The 14,503-nt window shown below is 69.2% G+C and carries 13 protein-coding genes and 1 pseudogene; 7 read left to right on the forward strand and 7 right to left on the reverse strand.

The window, feature by feature from the left end:
• Positions 1–2: 2 nt before the first annotated feature.
• Entirely contained in the window at positions 3–1,232 is a 1,230-nt protein-coding gene (locus tag AB5I40_RS05770) for a cytochrome P450 (protein WP_370937372.1), read from the forward strand.
• 65 nt (positions 1,233–1,297) lie between these two features.
• On the opposite strand, the gene AB5I40_RS05775 is transcribed toward AB5I40_RS05770, so the two are convergent.
• The 3 genes from AB5I40_RS05775 to AB5I40_RS05785 all read right to left on the reverse strand — a co-directional run bounded on the left by AB5I40_RS05775 (position 1,298) and on the right by AB5I40_RS05785 (position 5,342).
• The gene (locus AB5I40_RS05775; protein WP_370937373.1) at positions 1,298–2,449 is read right to left on the reverse strand and encodes a LuxR C-terminal-related transcriptional regulator; all 1,152 of its coding nucleotides are present in this window, start codon (positions 2,447–2,449) and stop codon (positions 1,298–1,300) included.
• Positions 2,450–2,596: 147 nt separating this feature from the next.
• The gene (locus AB5I40_RS05780) at positions 2,597–4,207 is read right to left on the reverse strand and encodes an AMP-binding protein (protein WP_370937374.1); all 1,611 of its coding nucleotides are present in this window, start codon (positions 4,205–4,207) and stop codon (positions 2,597–2,599) included.
• 184 nt (positions 4,208–4,391) lie between these two features.
• Positions 4,392–5,342 carry an esterase/lipase family protein gene (locus AB5I40_RS05785; protein WP_370937375.1) on the reverse strand — a complete coding sequence of 317 codons (951 nt, stop codon included), beginning with the start codon at positions 5,340–5,342 and terminating at the stop codon, positions 4,392–4,394.
• A 333-nt stretch (positions 5,343–5,675) separates the two neighbouring features.
• On the opposite strand from AB5I40_RS05785, the gene AB5I40_RS05790 reads away from it, so the two are divergent.
• Positions 5,676–6,485 carry an enoyl-CoA hydratase/isomerase family protein gene (locus tag AB5I40_RS05790; RefSeq protein WP_370937376.1) on the forward strand — a complete coding sequence of 270 codons (810 nt, stop codon included), beginning with the start codon at positions 5,676–5,678 and terminating at the stop codon, positions 6,483–6,485.
• Positions 6,486–6,660: 175 nt separating this feature from the next.
• Entirely contained in the window at positions 6,661–7,797 is a 1,137-nt protein-coding gene (locus tag AB5I40_RS05795) for a CaiB/BaiF CoA transferase family protein (RefSeq protein WP_370937377.1), read from the forward strand.
• 262 nt (positions 7,798–8,059) lie between these two features.
• On the opposite strand, the pseudogene AB5I40_RS05800 reads toward AB5I40_RS05795, so the two are convergent.
• Positions 8,060–8,697: pseudogene (locus tag AB5I40_RS05800) on the reverse strand (class II aldolase/adducin family protein); the annotation flags it as partial.
• Positions 8,698–8,879: 182 nt separating this feature from the next.
• Between AB5I40_RS05800 and AB5I40_RS05805 the strand changes: the two are divergent.
• From AB5I40_RS05805 to AB5I40_RS05815, 3 genes are all read left to right on the forward strand, one after another.
• The gene (locus AB5I40_RS05805) at positions 8,880–10,058 is read left to right on the forward strand and encodes a saccharopine dehydrogenase family protein (protein WP_370937378.1); all 1,179 of its coding nucleotides are present in this window, start codon (positions 8,880–8,882) and stop codon (positions 10,056–10,058) included.
• A gap of 27 nt (positions 10,059–10,085) precedes the next feature.
• Positions 10,086–10,490: a RidA family protein gene (locus AB5I40_RS05810; RefSeq protein ID WP_370937379.1), complete on the forward strand. Its 405-nt coding sequence runs from the start codon at positions 10,086–10,088 to the stop codon at positions 10,488–10,490.
• A gap of 448 nt (positions 10,491–10,938) precedes the next feature.
• Complete coding sequence (locus tag AB5I40_RS05815) at positions 10,939–11,220, forward strand: hypothetical protein (RefSeq protein WP_370937380.1); 282 nt, start codon at positions 10,939–10,941, stop codon at positions 11,218–11,220.
• On the opposite strand, the gene AB5I40_RS05820 is transcribed toward AB5I40_RS05815, so the two are convergent.
• The 3 genes from AB5I40_RS05820 to AB5I40_RS05830 form a co-directional block, all read right to left on the reverse strand.
• A complete protein-coding gene (locus AB5I40_RS05820) occupies positions 11,190–11,363 on the reverse strand; it encodes a hypothetical protein (RefSeq protein WP_370937381.1) in 174 nt (57 codons plus the stop codon). The genes AB5I40_RS05815 and AB5I40_RS05820 overlap by 31 nt on opposite strands.
• Positions 11,364–11,853: 490 nt before the next feature.
• Positions 11,854–12,597, reverse strand: a complete 744-nt coding sequence (locus AB5I40_RS05825) for an SDR family NAD(P)-dependent oxidoreductase (RefSeq protein WP_370937382.1) — start codon at positions 12,595–12,597, stop codon at positions 11,854–11,856.
• Between the two features lie 5 nt (positions 12,598–12,602).
• Positions 12,603–13,403 carry an SDR family NAD(P)-dependent oxidoreductase gene (locus tag AB5I40_RS05830; protein ID WP_370937383.1) on the reverse strand — a complete coding sequence of 267 codons (801 nt, stop codon included), beginning with the start codon at positions 13,401–13,403 and terminating at the stop codon, positions 12,603–12,605.
• Positions 13,404–13,565: 162 nt separating this feature from the next.
• Between AB5I40_RS05830 and AB5I40_RS05835 the strand changes: the two genes are divergently transcribed.
• Positions 13,566–14,501: an alpha/beta hydrolase gene (locus tag AB5I40_RS05835; protein ID WP_370937384.1), complete on the forward strand. Its 936-nt coding sequence runs from the start codon at positions 13,566–13,568 to the stop codon at positions 14,499–14,501.
• Positions 14,502–14,503 lie beyond the last annotated feature (2 nt).

A 14,503-nucleotide genomic window follows, 5' to 3' on the forward strand; every position in this document is an offset into this window, starting at 1 on the left:
ACGTGATTCCGCTCGACCTCGCCAATCCCGACACCTATCAGGACGGGTTCCCGCACGAGCTGTTCGCCCGGCTGCGCCGCGAATCCCCCGTCGTATGGAGCCCGGAACCCGCCGTCGGCGATTTCCCCGGCGGGCCCGGGTTCTGGGCGGTGACCCGCTACGCCGACGTCGTGCAGGCGGGCAAGCGCCCCGACGTGTTCAGCTCCCACGCGGGCGGCACGTTCCTTCGCGACGCGAGCCCGCGCGAACTCAGCCTGATGCAGCGGGCCATGCTCAACACCGATCCGCCGGAGCATTCCAAACTGCGCCGGGTCGTCAGCAAAGCGTTCACCCCGCGCATCGTCGCCGGCATGCAGGAGTCGATGGAAACGCACGCCCGCAACGTCGTCGACGCGCTCGGCGACGGCGGCGAACTCGACCTGGTCGAGCACGTCTCGGCCGAGATGCCGCTGCTCGTGCTCGCCGACATCCTCGGCATCCCCGCGGCCGAACGGCACCTGCTCTACGACTGGACGAACCGGATGGTCGGCTTCGGCGATCCCGCCGCCGGCGACCCGCGGTCTTACACCTCGGCGTTCCTCGAACTCTTCGCCTACGCCAAGGAACTGACCCGGCAGAAACGCGCGAACCCGTCCGACGACGTCTGGAGCCTCGTCGTCAATGCCGAGGTGGACGGCGAGCGCCTCGACGACGACGATCTCGACCGGTTTTTCCAGTTGCTGGTCATCGCGGGCAACGAAACCACCCGGAACCTGCTGACCGGCGCGATTCTCCACTTGTCGCGGCATCCCGGCCAGTGGCAGCTGCTCCGGGACCAGCCGAACCTCCTCCCGGGCGCGATCGAGGAGGTGCTGCGCTATCACTCGCCGGTCATGCAGTTCCGCCGCACCGCCGTGCAGGACTTCGAACTCGGCGGCGCGCAGATCCGGGCGGGCGACAAGGTCGTGCTCTGCTACTCGTCGGCCAACCGGGACGAGGAGGTCTTCGCCGACGCGGACCGGTTCGACATCACCCGGGAGACCAACCCGCACATCGCCTTCGGCGCCGGACCGCACTTCTGCCTCGGCAACGCCGTCGCCCGGCTCGAAGCCCGGCTGCTGCTCCCGGCCCTGTTCGAGCGCTTCCCCACGATCGAGGTCACCGGGCCGCCGGTGCGCCAGCGGTCCAACTTCATCAACGGCATCGGCGAACTGCCGGTGCGACTGTCCACAAAGGTCGAAGCGCGGCTCTGAGCCGAAGCCTGAGCCCGGCCGGTTCGGCAACGCCGCCCCCGGCCGGGTTTTCGCGCGCCCGCGCTTCAGGACTGGCCGTGCAGCATCCGGGAGTACTGCGAGACCGCTTCGGCCCGGTTGGCCGCCTTGAGCTTCCGGAGGATCTGCCGGACGTGCGCCTTCACCGTGCCCTCGGACACGATCAGCCGGTCGGCGATCTGCTTGTTCGTGTCCCCGTGCGCCATCAGCTCGATGATCTCGATTTCCCGGCGGGTCAGCAGGTCGTGGATGACCGACCGCGGGGCGGCGAAGCTGGCGACCCTCGGCACCCGCGACGTCTTCCCGGCGGAGGTTTCGCTCACCAGCTGGAGATCGGACTCGCGCAGCTGCTCCAGCAGCTCGTCGCTGGTGCGGAGCAGCTCGCGCATCCGTTCGCCGTGCTGGTACAGCCGTTCCACCAGGATGGTGCGTTCGAGCGCGTAGCCGTAGCCCTCGGCGAACGCCCACAGGATGTCCCGGTCGACGATGTCCACGGTGGTTTTGTGCGTCGCGTGCAGGAAGCCGATCACCCGGCCTTCCGGCATCACCGGCGCCGCGACGTACGACGGCGCGCCGCTCAGCCGGAAGTGCTCGTTCGTGATGCGCGGATCGTTGTAGGCGTCGTGCACGATGAGCGCCGACCGCCTGCGCACCATTTCGATCTCGATCAAGCTCGCGTCGAGGTACACCGGGCTCTTGGTCATCATGATGTCCCGGAACTTCTCTTCCCAGTCCGGGTCGTCCGCGTGATGCGCGCTGACCGGCAGCACCCGCCCGTCGTCGTCGACCCGCATCAGAGTGGCGATCTTGAACCCGCATTGCTCGCAGAGGATCCGCGGCGCGCGGGCCATCATCTCCTCGGTGGACCGCACCGCCCGCAGCCTGCCGAGCGCGACCTGGACGTTGGCCAGCCCGGACAACCGCCGTTCGAGGGTGTCGGTGATCAGCTCCTGCCGGAGATCGGCGAGCTGGAAGGCGAGCAACGCCAGCCGCCCGGCGCGCTCCTCCGGCGGACCCGCCGCCAGCATTTCCCGCAGCAGGCGCACGTTCTCGTCGACCGCCTGCTCCATCACGTGGTCGTCGAGATCCTTCTCCGCGGGGACCACAATGGACTCGCCGACGACCGCTCGCACGGCTTCGAGCGCGCGGAGCGTCCGATCGCGGCGCTCGCGATGCTTCGCCGACCGGTCATCTGCCATCGCGGCCACCACTCCTCCCCGCGTCGACGGCGACGCGGTCCGCCCAGTCTAAACACGCTCGCACCCGCCTGCCCGGTTCAGATCCCCCGGCCGATGACCATCGCGCTCGTGCCGCGTGCCGCAGAAGCAGAATCGACGGACCTAGGCTCAGGCGGTGCTCGCGGCGGCGCGCGCCCACTTGTAGTCGGGTTTGCCGTTCGCGTGCCGGCGGACCTCGTCCACCAGGATGAAGTCCTTCGGCACCTTGTACCCGGCGAGGCTCTTGCGGCACAGCGCGCCGAGTTCGCCCACGGCCAGATCCGCGCCGGGCTGCACGAGCGCGACGACTTCGTTGCCCCAGCGCTCGCTCGGCCGTCCCACGACCACCGCGTCCAGCACGCCGGGCAACGCACGGACGACCTGTTCCACCTCGTCGGCGAACACCTTCTCGCCGCCCGTGTTGATCGTCGTGGCGTCGCGGCCGAGGAACTCGATGCCGCCGTCCTCGGCGATCCTCGCGCGATCGCCCGGCACTGAAAACCGTTGTCCGCCAACAGACACGAAGGTTTGCGCGGTCTTCTCCGGGTCACCGAGATAGCCGAGTGGGATGCCGCCGCTCTTGGCCAGCCAGCCCACCTCGTCCTCCCCCGGGCCCAGCAACCGCGACCGGTCCTCGGCGAGCACGGCGATGCCGCCGCGGGCGTCGAGCCGATTGCCGTCGCCCTTGTCCTTGCGCACCACCACGCCCTCGGACGACGCGACCAAGTCCGTGACGCGCGCTCCCGGGAGCAGCTCCCCCAGCCGGCGCTTGAGTTCCGGACGCAACGCGGCTCCGGCGTTGACGATCACCCGAAGGTCCGGCAACTCGCGGGGTTGCCGCTCCAGCTCAGCTACGATCGGTCCGCCGAAGGCATCGCCGACGATCACGATCGTGGTCACCCGTTCCCGCGCACAGGTGTCGAGCAGGACAGCGGGGTCCAGCTTCTCCGGCCGCGGCTGGATCACGACCGTGCCGCCGCCCAGCCAGCCGCCGACCGCCACGGCCAGTCCGGCGCCGTGCATCAGCGGCGGCGCGGGCAGCACCCGGCCGCGGATCTTGCGGGCACGGCGAACGGCGTCGTCAACGGACTGCAGCGGCTGTCCGTCCTTGCCTCGCACCCCGAACGGTCCGGCGACCAGATCGCCGGACCGCCAGATCACGCCCTTGGGCATACCCGTGGTACCGCCGGTGTACATCAGCTGGCGGTCGTCGGCGGACGGATCGAAAACCTGCGGTTCGGCGGCCGCCAGGGCTTTCTCGTAGTCGAGCGCGCCGGGAAGAAGCGCTGCTCCGCTGTCGTCGGCGACCTGCAGCAGCAGCGGTTCCGCCTCCAGAGCCGGCAACACCTCCGCGACGAGGGGCGCGAAGGACGCGCCGTACACCAGAGCTTGCGGACGCGCGTCGCGGAGCAGGTAGGTCAGTTCGTCGGCGGTGTACCGGTAGTTGATGTTGAACGGCACCACCGACGCCTTGTGCGCGCCCAGCAACGCTTCCAGGTATTCCGCCGAATTGTGCAGCAAAATGCCAAGATGGTCCTGACCGGTTTCCCATGCCGGCCCGGCTGCGCCCACCCGAAGCGTGCCGAGCCCGTGCTCGCGAAGGACAGCGGCCAGCCTGCGAGTCCGGTCCGTGACCTCCCGCCAGCTCCACACCCGGCCCGCGTCGACGACACACGGCTCGTCGCCGAACTCGCCGGCCAACGCCTCGTGCAGGGTCGCGATGTCGAGTTCGGCGCTCATCGGATCCGCCCCGCCGCGCCCGTTCCGGCACCCATCTTGTTTCTCCCGTCCACGCACGCCTGCCGCGGACCGCGGCCGCGTCGCCAAGCTCAGCAGCCGCGGTCCGGGCAGGGCAACCGGTTGCGTCAGCGCCTAGCCGTCCGGCAGAGATCGTCTGGCTGATCGGACAGGGCGGCGCCTCAGGTCAGCCTCCGTAGGGCGCGGCATAGGCGGGCAGCGGCGGTTCGGCATTGACCTTCGGCGCGACCGTGAACACCTCAGCGAGGCCCACGATGCTCGCGAGGGCCGAGGGCGCGGTCAGCACGTCCACGTCGGGCATGAACAGCGACGTGCAGAGACCGAACCGACCGCCGATCCGAGCGGGATCCGCTGCTCCGGGGTGGGTGAGCGCGTCGAGAACGAGGGCGTAGCCGACCGCGTCCGGAACCAGGCTGAGGTGGTCGGCCAGCCGCCCCGGGCAGATCGCCTGCACGGGGATGTTGGCCGCGCCCGACAAGTGGCTCGCCGCGGGCTGCGGGAACACCACCTCGTCCGTCTGCGTGTAGATCGACGTCACCGGGGAAGTCTGCGGCAGCGGCGCATTCTGCAGTGCGTGCATGAAATGCGATCCCACCGCCGCCCGCCACGCCGCGATCGCGCACGAGGACAACGCGCAGACCGCGTTGCCGAGCGCGATGCCGTTCATGTCGCCTGCCAGCGACACGAGGTCTTCGGCGTGCGCGGCGACATCGGGCCAGAACTTCGCCGCCCACGCGACGAGCGTCCCGCCCTGGCTGTGGCCGATCATCGCGATCTTCCGGCCGCTCTGCTGATAGGCGAACCGTGCCGCGTACACCACATACTCCGCGGAGATCACCGGGTCGCCGATCGCACGGTCGGGAAGCGCCACTGTGCACACGCCGAACCCGGCCTTGGGCAAGGCGCGCTCGTAGTTCCATCCCCAGTAGCCGTGCGGGTCGCCGCCGGTGCCGTGCACCAGCAGCGCTGCCTCCCGCCCCGCGGACGGCGTGACCGAGCCGTCGCACCAGACCGCCTGCCGCAACTCGGCCACCGGAGTGGTCAGCGGCGGCCCGTCCTCCGCGATCGCCGGTGCCGCGGGAACCGCGACCAGCACTGCCGCCAGCATGCTCGTCATGACCGCGAGCCTGCTCCTGATCTTCATCGCTGCCTCACTTCGTTGTGGGGTACCGAAAACCCGGGCCTGCCGAACTCGCCCGGGTACACCGGTCGACGGGGAAATCATTGGTGCGGAGGCGGATCTGCGAGCGCGCCGCCCGCCGTAGCGCGGCTGTCGCCGTCCCCCTGATATCCGGCAACAGTAACCGGGATCACGTCGGCGGGGCACTCTGTCCAAGGGGGTAGATCCGCTGTCCGATCGGCTATCCGGCGCTCGGAACTAGCCGCGCGGCAAAGAAATCTGGCCGTTCGGCGAATACCGGCGATGCCGGCCGGCGCTATCGTCGGGCCGATGTCCACCAGCACCAGCGGCCCGCCGGTCGTCCTGCAGTTCTCCGAAGGCGTCGCGAGCATTTCGCTATCCAGGCCCTGCCACGGGAACGCTCTCGATCTCAACCTGGCGTCGGCGCTGTCGAGCGCGGTCGCCGAGGCGGCGCGAGCCCGCGAAACCGGTGCGGTGCTGATCCGCGGCGAGGGCCTGGCGTTCTGTGTCGGCGGCGACCTCCAGGCCATTGCCGCCGCCCCCGATCCCGCCGCCTATGTCCGGACGCTGGCCGACGCCGTCCACGAGACGATCCTGGCCCTGCGAGAACTCTCCGTGCCGGTGATCAGTGCCGTCCACGGGGCATGCGCGGGCGGCGGCATCGGGCTCGCCCTCGGGGCCGATCTCGTCATCGCCGAGCGCAGCGCACGGTTCCGCGCCGCCTACACCGCCGCCGGCCTGTCTCCCGACTGCGGGCTCGGCTGGATCCTGCCCCGCACGATCGGCCCGGCCCGTGCCTCGGACCTCATCCTCACGAACCGGGTCGTCGACGGAACCGAGGCCGAACGCCTCGGCCTTGTCAGCCGCGCCGTCCCCGACGGCACGGCCCACGACGAAGCCGAGGTCGTGGCGCGAAGTCTGGCCGGTGGTCCGCAGGAGGCCTTCAGCCGCTCGGTCCGCATGATCCGCGATGCCGTCAGCACCTCGCTGCCGGACCATCTGAAGCGGGAGTCCGAATCCATCGCGGCCCAGGCAGCCGGCCCGGAGGGCGCCGAGGGCATCGCCGCTTTTCTCGAGAAGCGCCTGCCCGCCTTTTCCCGGGCGCCCCGCCGCGCTTAGCCCGGCCGCACACGATTCTCTGCTCGCGCTCCCGCGCCCGAATTGACGGGCAGTTCACGGCCCGGGATCAGCCTGTTTTCGGTCTGACCGCAAAACCGGCTGATAGCCTGCAATGGTTGTCGTCAAACTTGTTTCGAATCCGAGGACGCCCAGCCGGACCGGCAGGGGAAGCGACGTGACCGGCAGACAAGGGCCGCTGGCGGCGATCCGGGTACTCGAACTCGGCGGAATCGGGCCGGGCCCGTTCTGCGGCATGATGCTCGCCGACCTTGGCTCCGACGTCATTCGCGTCGACCGGCCGGGCAGCACCAGCAATCCCGTTGTGGGGCGCAATCGCCGCTCGCTCGCGATCGACCTCAAAAACCCGCGCGGCGCCGCCGCGGTCCGCGCCCTCGTCGGCACCTGCGACGCGGTGCTGGAAGGGTTCCGTCCGGGCGCGGCCGAACGCCTCGGCCTCGGCCCCGACGACCTCCGAGCAGACAAACCCGCACTGGTTTACGGGCGCATGACCGGTTGGGGCCGGGACAGTCCCTGGCCCAGCAGCCAGGCCACGACATCAACTACATCGCGATCGCCGGGGCCTTGCACGCCCATCGGAGGCCCCGGCGACCCGGTTCCCCCGCTGAACCTGGTCGGGGACTTCGGCGGCGGCGGAATGCTGCTCGCCCTCGGCCTGACCTGCGCGCTGCTGCACGCCAAGATCAGCGGCACCGGGCAGGTCGTGGACGCTGCCATGACCGACGGGACCGCCGCTCTGCTGGCCATGACCTACGGATTCCTCGGCAACGGGACCTGGCAGGACCGACGAAGAGCCAACCGTCTCGACGGCGGTGCGCCGTACTACCGGGTGTACCGCTGCGCCGACGACCGGCACGTCGCCGTCGGCTGTATCGAACCCCAGTTCTTCGCAGCGTTCCTGGACATTCCCGGCCTCGACGGCGACCCGGACTTCACCGCGCAGCACGACGAATCGCGCTGGCCGGCCATGCACCGCAGCCTGGAAGAAATCTTCGCGGCCAAAACTCGCGACGAATGGGCTGGCCTGTTCGCCGGAACCGACGCGTGCACCACTCCGGTCCTCTCGTTGACCGAAGCGCCGCAGCACCCGCACAACGCCGAACGCGGCACCTACCGCACAGCCAACGGCGTGACACAACCCGTGCCCGCACCCCGATTCCACACCACACCGGCAGCTGAGCCGCGGCCTGCGCCCCAAGCCGGCCAGCACACTCGCGAGGTGCTCGCCGAGGCTGGTCTGTCCGGCCACGACATCCAAGCCCTCGTCGAGAGCGGGACCGCTGCCCAAGCCTAGGGCGACCGGACGACAACTTCGCCCGGCTACGCGCACCAGCCTCGCACGTCGATGCCCGGCAGCCGAGCGCCCGCCAGGCCAGCTCGGAGCCTGCCTCGTCCGCGAAGTCGTCGCCTGCCGCACTCCCCTCGAGTTGGCGGTCCGCGTGTTCGCGGACGTCGGGCGGCGGCAGGACGAAAGGGCGTCCTCCGGCCAATGCGTCGACCTGGATCTGGCACGAGCGCTCGAGATAGAACGTCCGGAGGAATGCCTCCGCTGGCGACGTCCCGACGGTCAGCAAACCGTGGTTGCGCAGGATCAGCGCGTGGTGCTCGCCGAGATCGGCGACAAGCCGCTGCTGCTCGTCGAGCTTGAGCGCGACGCCTTCGTAGTCGTGGTAGCCGACGCGCTCGTAGAAGCTCATCGGCATCTGGTTCAACGGCAACAGCCGGTCCTGGGCCGCGACAGTGCAACCGGCGCGGGTGTGGGTGTGCAGCACGCAGGTCGAGTCCGGCCGGCTTCGGTGGATCGCGGAATGGACCACGAATCCGGGGGATTGACGGTGGCCTCCTCGGGCGAACCCACCAGTTCGCCGTCGAGGTCGACCACCACCAGATTCGACGCCGTGATCTCGTCGAACAGCAGGCCGTACCGGTTGATCAGGAAGCGGTGCCCGGGACCGGGGAGCCGTGCCGAAACATGCGTGAAGATCAGGTCGGTCAGCCGGAAGTGATGCACGAGCCGGTACACCGCGGCAAGCTCGCGGCGCAGCGCTTCCTCGGTGACGGCAGGCTGGCCTGCCTTCGTTTTCGAGGGAGTATCCACACTTGTCACGGATTCGCTCCTCCACACGGGAAACGGCAGCCGGTCCGGCCCGATGCTGACGGCAGGTCCGGCACCGCGCGGACTGCCGGCGGCCATGCCCACCCGGTTGGGGGAGGCGCACCGGCCTGACCGGCGGCTGCGTCGTGAACCGGCCAGTCACGCCGTCCGGTGACCGCATTCACCGCCGCGGGACCGGGATCCGGCACGGCACTCCCCCAGCCGGGCACAGTGATCCGGTCCACGCTCCGGCTCCGTCCCGAAACTTCGAAAATCGCTCCATGACGACCAACCCGGGCCTCGGCGCAGGCAAGAGAATTCTGGTGACCGGCGGAGCCGGTGAAATGGCGAAATACGCGTGCCGGGCACTCGCCGGGTCGAGCGAGGTCAGCCTGGTCCTGGTCGCCGACCGCGATTTCGACCGCGCGAAGGCTGTCGCCGCGGAGCTGGGTCCCAAGGCGGAAGCGCTCGCGCTCGACATTTCCGACAGCGAGGCGCTGGGCAAGGCGTTGGCCGGGGTCGACGTCGTGCTGAACTGCGCGGGTCCGTTCTACCGGTTCGGGCGCGAGGTGCTGAGCGCCGCGATCGCGGCGCGAACCCACTACCTGGACATCTGCGATGACTGGGAACCGACTCTCGACATGCTCGAACTCGACGATGCCGCACGCGCCGCGGGGATCACCGCGATCATCGGCATGGGTTCCAGCCCGGGCACGAGCAACCTGCTCGCGATGCTCTGCATGGCCCGGCTCGATCAGGTCGACAAGGTCTACACGGCGTGGTCGATCGGCGGCATCAAGCCGGACCCGCCGGAGCGCAAAGGCAAGCCCAACGCCGCCCGCGACCACTGGATCCACAACTGCACGGAGCCGATCAAGGTCCGGCGCGGCGGCGCACTGGTGGACACGTACGCGCTCGACGAGATCAAGCTCGCCTACCCGGGAGCCGGCGAACACCCGGTCTGGGTCTGCGGTCACCCGGAGCCGATGACGCTCCCGCAAGTCCGCCCGGAGATCCAGGAGTCCTGCAACGTCATGGTCGCGCGACGCGGCTTGATGGAGGCGCTCAAGGCGATCCAGGACCGGGTCAAGGCCGGCGAACTCGATGTCCCGGCTGCCGGAGTGGCGCTCACCGAAACCCCGGACATCAACGGTCCCGCGGCGGGCGAACGTCCTCCGTTCCCCGGGCTGTTCGCGGTCGCCGAAGGGGTCAAGGACGGTGTCGCCACGCGCGTGGGCGCGGCCCCGGTCGTCCTTCCGAACGCGAACATGGGCGAGTTCACCGGCTACCCGCTGGCCGTCGCCACGGTGCTGCTGTGCCGCGGCCTAGTGACCGCGCGCGGTGTCCACGGCCCGGAGGGAGCTGTCGACCCCCACCGCTACTTCGACGTCCTCGCTGACTTCGTCGAGAACCGGCCCGCCGGCGTCGAGCCGGTCGAGGTCGTCACCGAAACCATCTGAACCGTCAACCGGAAAGCAGAGGAACCCATGGCCGTCAAGAAGGTCAACACCGACACGCTCGCCAAGCCGCACGGCTTCGCACACGCGATGGTCGCCTCGGGCAGCAAGATCATCACCACGACCGGGCAGATCTCGGCCGACCTCGACGGGAATATCGTCGGCGCGGGCGACCACGCCACGCAGTCGTACCTGGCGACCGTGAACGCGTTCAAGGCACTCACCGCGACCGGCGCGGCCGCCACGGACGTGACTCGCATGATGGTCTACGTGGTCGACGCGACCCAAGAGAACCTCGAGAAGGTCTACGAAGGACTCGGCAAGGGCGTCGGCGAAGCCGGCGGCAAATCCACTGCCATGACGCTGGTCGGCATCATCGGCCTCGCGAACCCGGACGCGCTCATCGAGATCGACCTCACCGCAGTCGTCGACTGACAGCATCGCTCAACCGAACGGTCCCTCCGCAGCGCGGAGGGACCGTTCACCATTTGCGGCGCGAAGGCAGCGAGACCCGACGCGACGCCCGGTTCCGCTTCGACCCGCTCCGGTCGCGTTTCGGCAGTCTGTCGGGCATCCCGCCCTACCGGGCACCGCGAACCGTTGCAAGGCCAGGGAAATCGGTACCGCCTTGAACCGTCCGGATCCGCCTCCTCGCTCTCCCGGTCCGAGGCGTTCTCGCCGCACGCTGGATCGAACATCGCGTGCGTCAGAAGGAATCCAGCAAGCGGGCCAACGCGGGAGACCGGTATCGGCGCTGTGCGCGCTGTTCGAGAGGCTCCCCCGGCTGGGCGGACGGGATGGCGAAAGTCGCACACCCGGTGGCCGACCGCCGGCCGCTCAAGGTCCGGACTGACGTCCGCGGGGGCCTGACGAGGAGGAGCACGTGAACATCAACAGGTGGCGGGGCGGGGTCGCCGTTCTGGCTGCCGCGATGCTGAGTCTTGGTCTCGCTGCTTGCGCAGGCAGCAGCGACAACGCGGCGTCGAGCGGTTCGGCGGGCTCGGCTGACCAAAGCAAATACCAGGCAACGCTGAACGATTGGTACAAGGGAACCTGCAAGGAGCCAGCGGGTCCCGCAGTCAAGGCTCCGTCCGGAAAGAACGTGTGGCTCATCGAGGCCAGCCTGGGCAGCGACTACTCGACCCGCGGCGTCGCCGCCGCATAACAGGCGGCGGGCAAGGCGGGCTGGAACGTCCACGTCTTCGACGCGAAGTACGACCCGACGCAGATGCTGACCGGCATCCAGCAGGCGGTCGTCGCCAAGGCCGACGGGATCATCCTCGTCGCAGTCGACTGTCCGACGGTCAAGAACGCCATCGTGCAGGCCAAGCAGCGAACATCCCGGTGGTCGGCATCGAGACCAGGGAGCGCAGTCCCCCGTTGCTCTCGCACGTGGTGACGTACTCGAAGCGGGAATCGTTCGCCGACATGACGCAGGACTGGGGAGGAGCCCAGGCCGCTTGGGTGCTCGCCAAGACCCAGGGCAAGGCGAAGGTGGCCATGGACACCGAAACCGACCAGTGGACCACTCAGCTCTCGTCCCAGGGCATCAGGCGCGAGATCGCCACGTGCCCGGGCTGCTCGGCAGCCGGTGACGCGACCTTCGTCGGCACTGACCTCGGACCCGCTCTCCAGCAGAAGATCCAGCAGGTTCTCGTTCAGCACCCGGACGCGACCGCGTTCATCCCGGCCTACGACGTGGTCATGACGCAGAGCGGCGGCGCGCAGGCGCTTCAGGCCGGCTGCGCTCGCTGGCTGTCGGCGGCGAAGGGACGGCCGTTGCCTCAATGCCTGACCGCTATCGCGCGGTGTACCCGCCGTCAACGAGGTACGACGCGCCGGTCACGAAGCTGGCTTCGTCACTGGCCAGGAACGCCACGACGGCCGCCACCTCCTCCGGTTCGGCCAGCCGGCCGAGCGGATGCCGCTCCAGCAGCGTGGGGTCCTCTTCGATGTCGAGCGCGACCATCGGGGTGTTGACGTAGCCGGGGCACACGGCATTGACCCGGATCCGGTCCGCGGCGTGCTCCAAGGCCAAGGATTTCGTCAATCCTTCGATCGCGTGCTTGCTCGCGACGTACGACGCCGCACCGGGTGTAGCCACCCGGCCGTAGATAGACGCCGTGTTGACCACCGCGCCGCCACCCGCCTCGATCATCAGCGGGATGGCCGCCTTGGCCATGAGGAAGGCACCGTGGAGATTGACGTCGAGGACCTGGCGCCATTCCGGGAACGTCGTGGAGACCCCGAAGCTCTCCAGCACAATCCCAGCGTTGTTGAACAGGACATCGAGGCGGCCGTAGTCCTTCCGGACGGATGCGACAGCACCGGCGACCGCGGATTCGTCGGTGACCGAGGCGTGGTGGAAGGCAGCCTCGTAGCCGGCTGCGCGCAACGCCGACTCCGCCCGCGCACCGGCTTCCTCGTTCACGTCGACCAGCGCTACCCGCGCACCTTCGGATGCGAACCGCCACGCGGCGGCCAGCCCGATTCCCGATGCGGCACCGGTAATGAGCACGACCTTGCCGTCGAATCGCGCCATGGCCGTCACTTCGAACCCACCTTTCGCTGACGCTCCTCCCCCGACCTCCGAGCGAGGACACTGAACCGAAGTCCGACCGAGGGAGCCAGGCCCGTGCACCGGGTGAGCAGTCCGCTCGTGCGCGGGACTGAACGGACCAATCTGGTGCTGTCAAGCAGTTTCGCCGCCGCTTCCGCGACATCCTCGGCAGCCAGATGACGGCCTCCCGCGAAGAGGATGGCCGCTCCGGCGTCGTTCGACCGGGTCGTCACCATGTCGGTGGCCACCACGTCGGGGCACAGCGCGTGGACCCGGATCGGCAGGCCCGCGTGGTCGAGGTCGCCCTGCAGCGAGGTCGAATACGAGAGCACCGCGGCCTTCGTCGCGGCGTAGACGGCGAGCCCTGGCACTGGCCCGAGCGCCGCGTTCGAGGCGATGTTGAGGATGCGTCCCCCATGGGGCATCGCTTTCACGGCTGCGTTCGAGCCCGCGATCACGCCGCGGACGTTCACGTCGAAGCTCGCCGCGATGTCGTCCGGGCTGTTGGTCCAGCCGTCGCCGGAGATCAGGATTCCGGCGTTGTTCACCCAGACGCCCAGCTGTCCCATCTCGTTCGCGCGCTCTGCCACCCGCTCATGGCTCACGGCGTCTCGGACGTCTTGAACCGCCCACTCCGCACCGATGCGCCGGGCTGCCTCGCGGACCAGCGGCTCGTCGACATCGGTGAGCAGGACTAGATGGCCCTTCCTCGCAAGCCTGCCGCCGATCGCGAACCCGATGCCTTTGCCGCCGCCCGTGACCACTGCGACCGTTCCGTTGGCTCTCATAGCGTTCGAGGGTCGCCCTCGTCCGCCGTCGTGAGTGATTCGCCGCGACGAGGGCACCCACTTGGGCTACATCCCCCGACTAGGTCTCCATTTTCCCGCTGCCGGCCGCTTGGTCTTCGAGCGGGCCGAAACTGCGGCAAGACAGACGCCAGGAGGAACACGATGCCCCTTGAGCCGGAATCGGCCCAGTTCGTGGAAGCGCTCGCGGCCGAGGGCGACCCGCCGCTGCACGAGAGCACCCCCGCGATCGCCCGGATGGGAGACATGGTCGCCGCGGGCCTGACCGGTCGCGGCCCTGATGTCGGGTCGGTGACAAATCTGAAGCTGGACGGCAAGAACGGCCGGTTCCGGGTGCGGATCCTTGCTCCCGCCGAACCTTCCCGGGGAGTGCTCGTCTACTTCCACGGCGGCGGCTGGGTGCTGGGCGACATCGACCTGCAGTACGACTTCGTCGGTCGCGACCTGGTGAACCGCACGCAGTGCACGGTCGTCCTGGTCAATTACCGGAAGGCCCCCGAGCATCCTTTCCCGACCGCTCTCGAAGACAGTTTCGCGGCGCTGGCCTGGGTTTCGGAGAACGTGCACCAGCAAGGCCCCTTGATCGTCGCCGGCGACAGCGCGGGCGGCAACATCGCCGCGGTCATGACCCGGTGGGCGCGGGACAAGGGCGGGCCGGCCGTCGACGGCCAAGTCCTGATCTACCCGGTCACCGACTGCGACCTGGATCGCCCGTCCTACCTCGACCCGGCGAACCACCTTCTCATCGATCGCGACGCGATGCGCTGGTTCTGGAACCACTACCTCCCCGACGAGGCCAGCCGCACCGATCCGGACGCCTCGCCGCTGCGCGCCGCGAACCTCTCCGGCCTGCCGCCCGCTCTCGTCTACACGGCCCAGTACGACCCGCTGCACGACGAAGGCGTTGCCTACGCCGACGCCCTGCGCGCGGCGGGGGTCGAGGTCACTTCCGAAGAGGCCACCGGGGAAATGCACGGGTTTTTCCAGATGGCCAACATTTTCCCGGGCTATGCGGACGGAATCGCAGTGGTGTCGCGCTACCTCAGCGCCTTCGTCGACGGTTTCGAAAGGCAGGCATAGGG

It is taken from the genome of Amycolatopsis sp. cg13 (assembly GCF_041346965.1).
Lineage (GTDB): Bacteria > Actinomycetota > Actinomycetes > Mycobacteriales > Pseudonocardiaceae > Amycolatopsis.

What these genes read in the sequence shown, in the direction of transcription:
- AB5I40_RS05775 (WP_370937373.1), bottom strand. Translation starts at nt 2,449, where the DNA reads ATGGCAGATGACCGGTCGGCGAAGCATCGCGAGCGCCGCGATCGGACG.
- AB5I40_RS05780 (WP_370937374.1), bottom strand. Translation starts at nt 4,207, where the DNA reads ATGAGCGCCGAACTCGACATCGCGACCCTGCACGAGGCGTTGGCCGGC.
- AB5I40_RS05785 (WP_370937375.1), bottom strand. Translation starts at nt 5,342, where the DNA reads ATGACGAGCATGCTGGCGGCAGTGCTGGTCGCGGTTCCCGCGGCACCG.
- AB5I40_RS05790 (WP_370937376.1), top strand. Translation starts at nt 5,676, where the DNA reads ATGTCCACCAGCACCAGCGGCCCGCCGGTCGTCCTGCAGTTCTCCGAA.
- AB5I40_RS05805 (WP_370937378.1), top strand. Translation starts at nt 8,880, where the DNA reads ATGACGACCAACCCGGGCCTCGGCGCAGGCAAGAGAATTCTGGTGACC.
- AB5I40_RS05810 (WP_370937379.1), top strand. Translation starts at nt 10,086, where the DNA reads ATGGCCGTCAAGAAGGTCAACACCGACACGCTCGCCAAGCCGCACGGC.
- AB5I40_RS05825 (WP_370937382.1), bottom strand. Translation starts at nt 12,597, where the DNA reads ATGGCGCGATTCGACGGCAAGGTCGTGCTCATTACCGGTGCCGCATCG.
- AB5I40_RS05830 (WP_370937383.1), bottom strand. Translation starts at nt 13,403, where the DNA reads ATGAGAGCCAACGGAACGGTCGCAGTGGTCACGGGCGGCGGCAAAGGC.
- AB5I40_RS05835 (WP_370937384.1), top strand. Translation starts at nt 13,566, where the DNA reads ATGCCCCTTGAGCCGGAATCGGCCCAGTTCGTGGAAGCGCTCGCGGCC.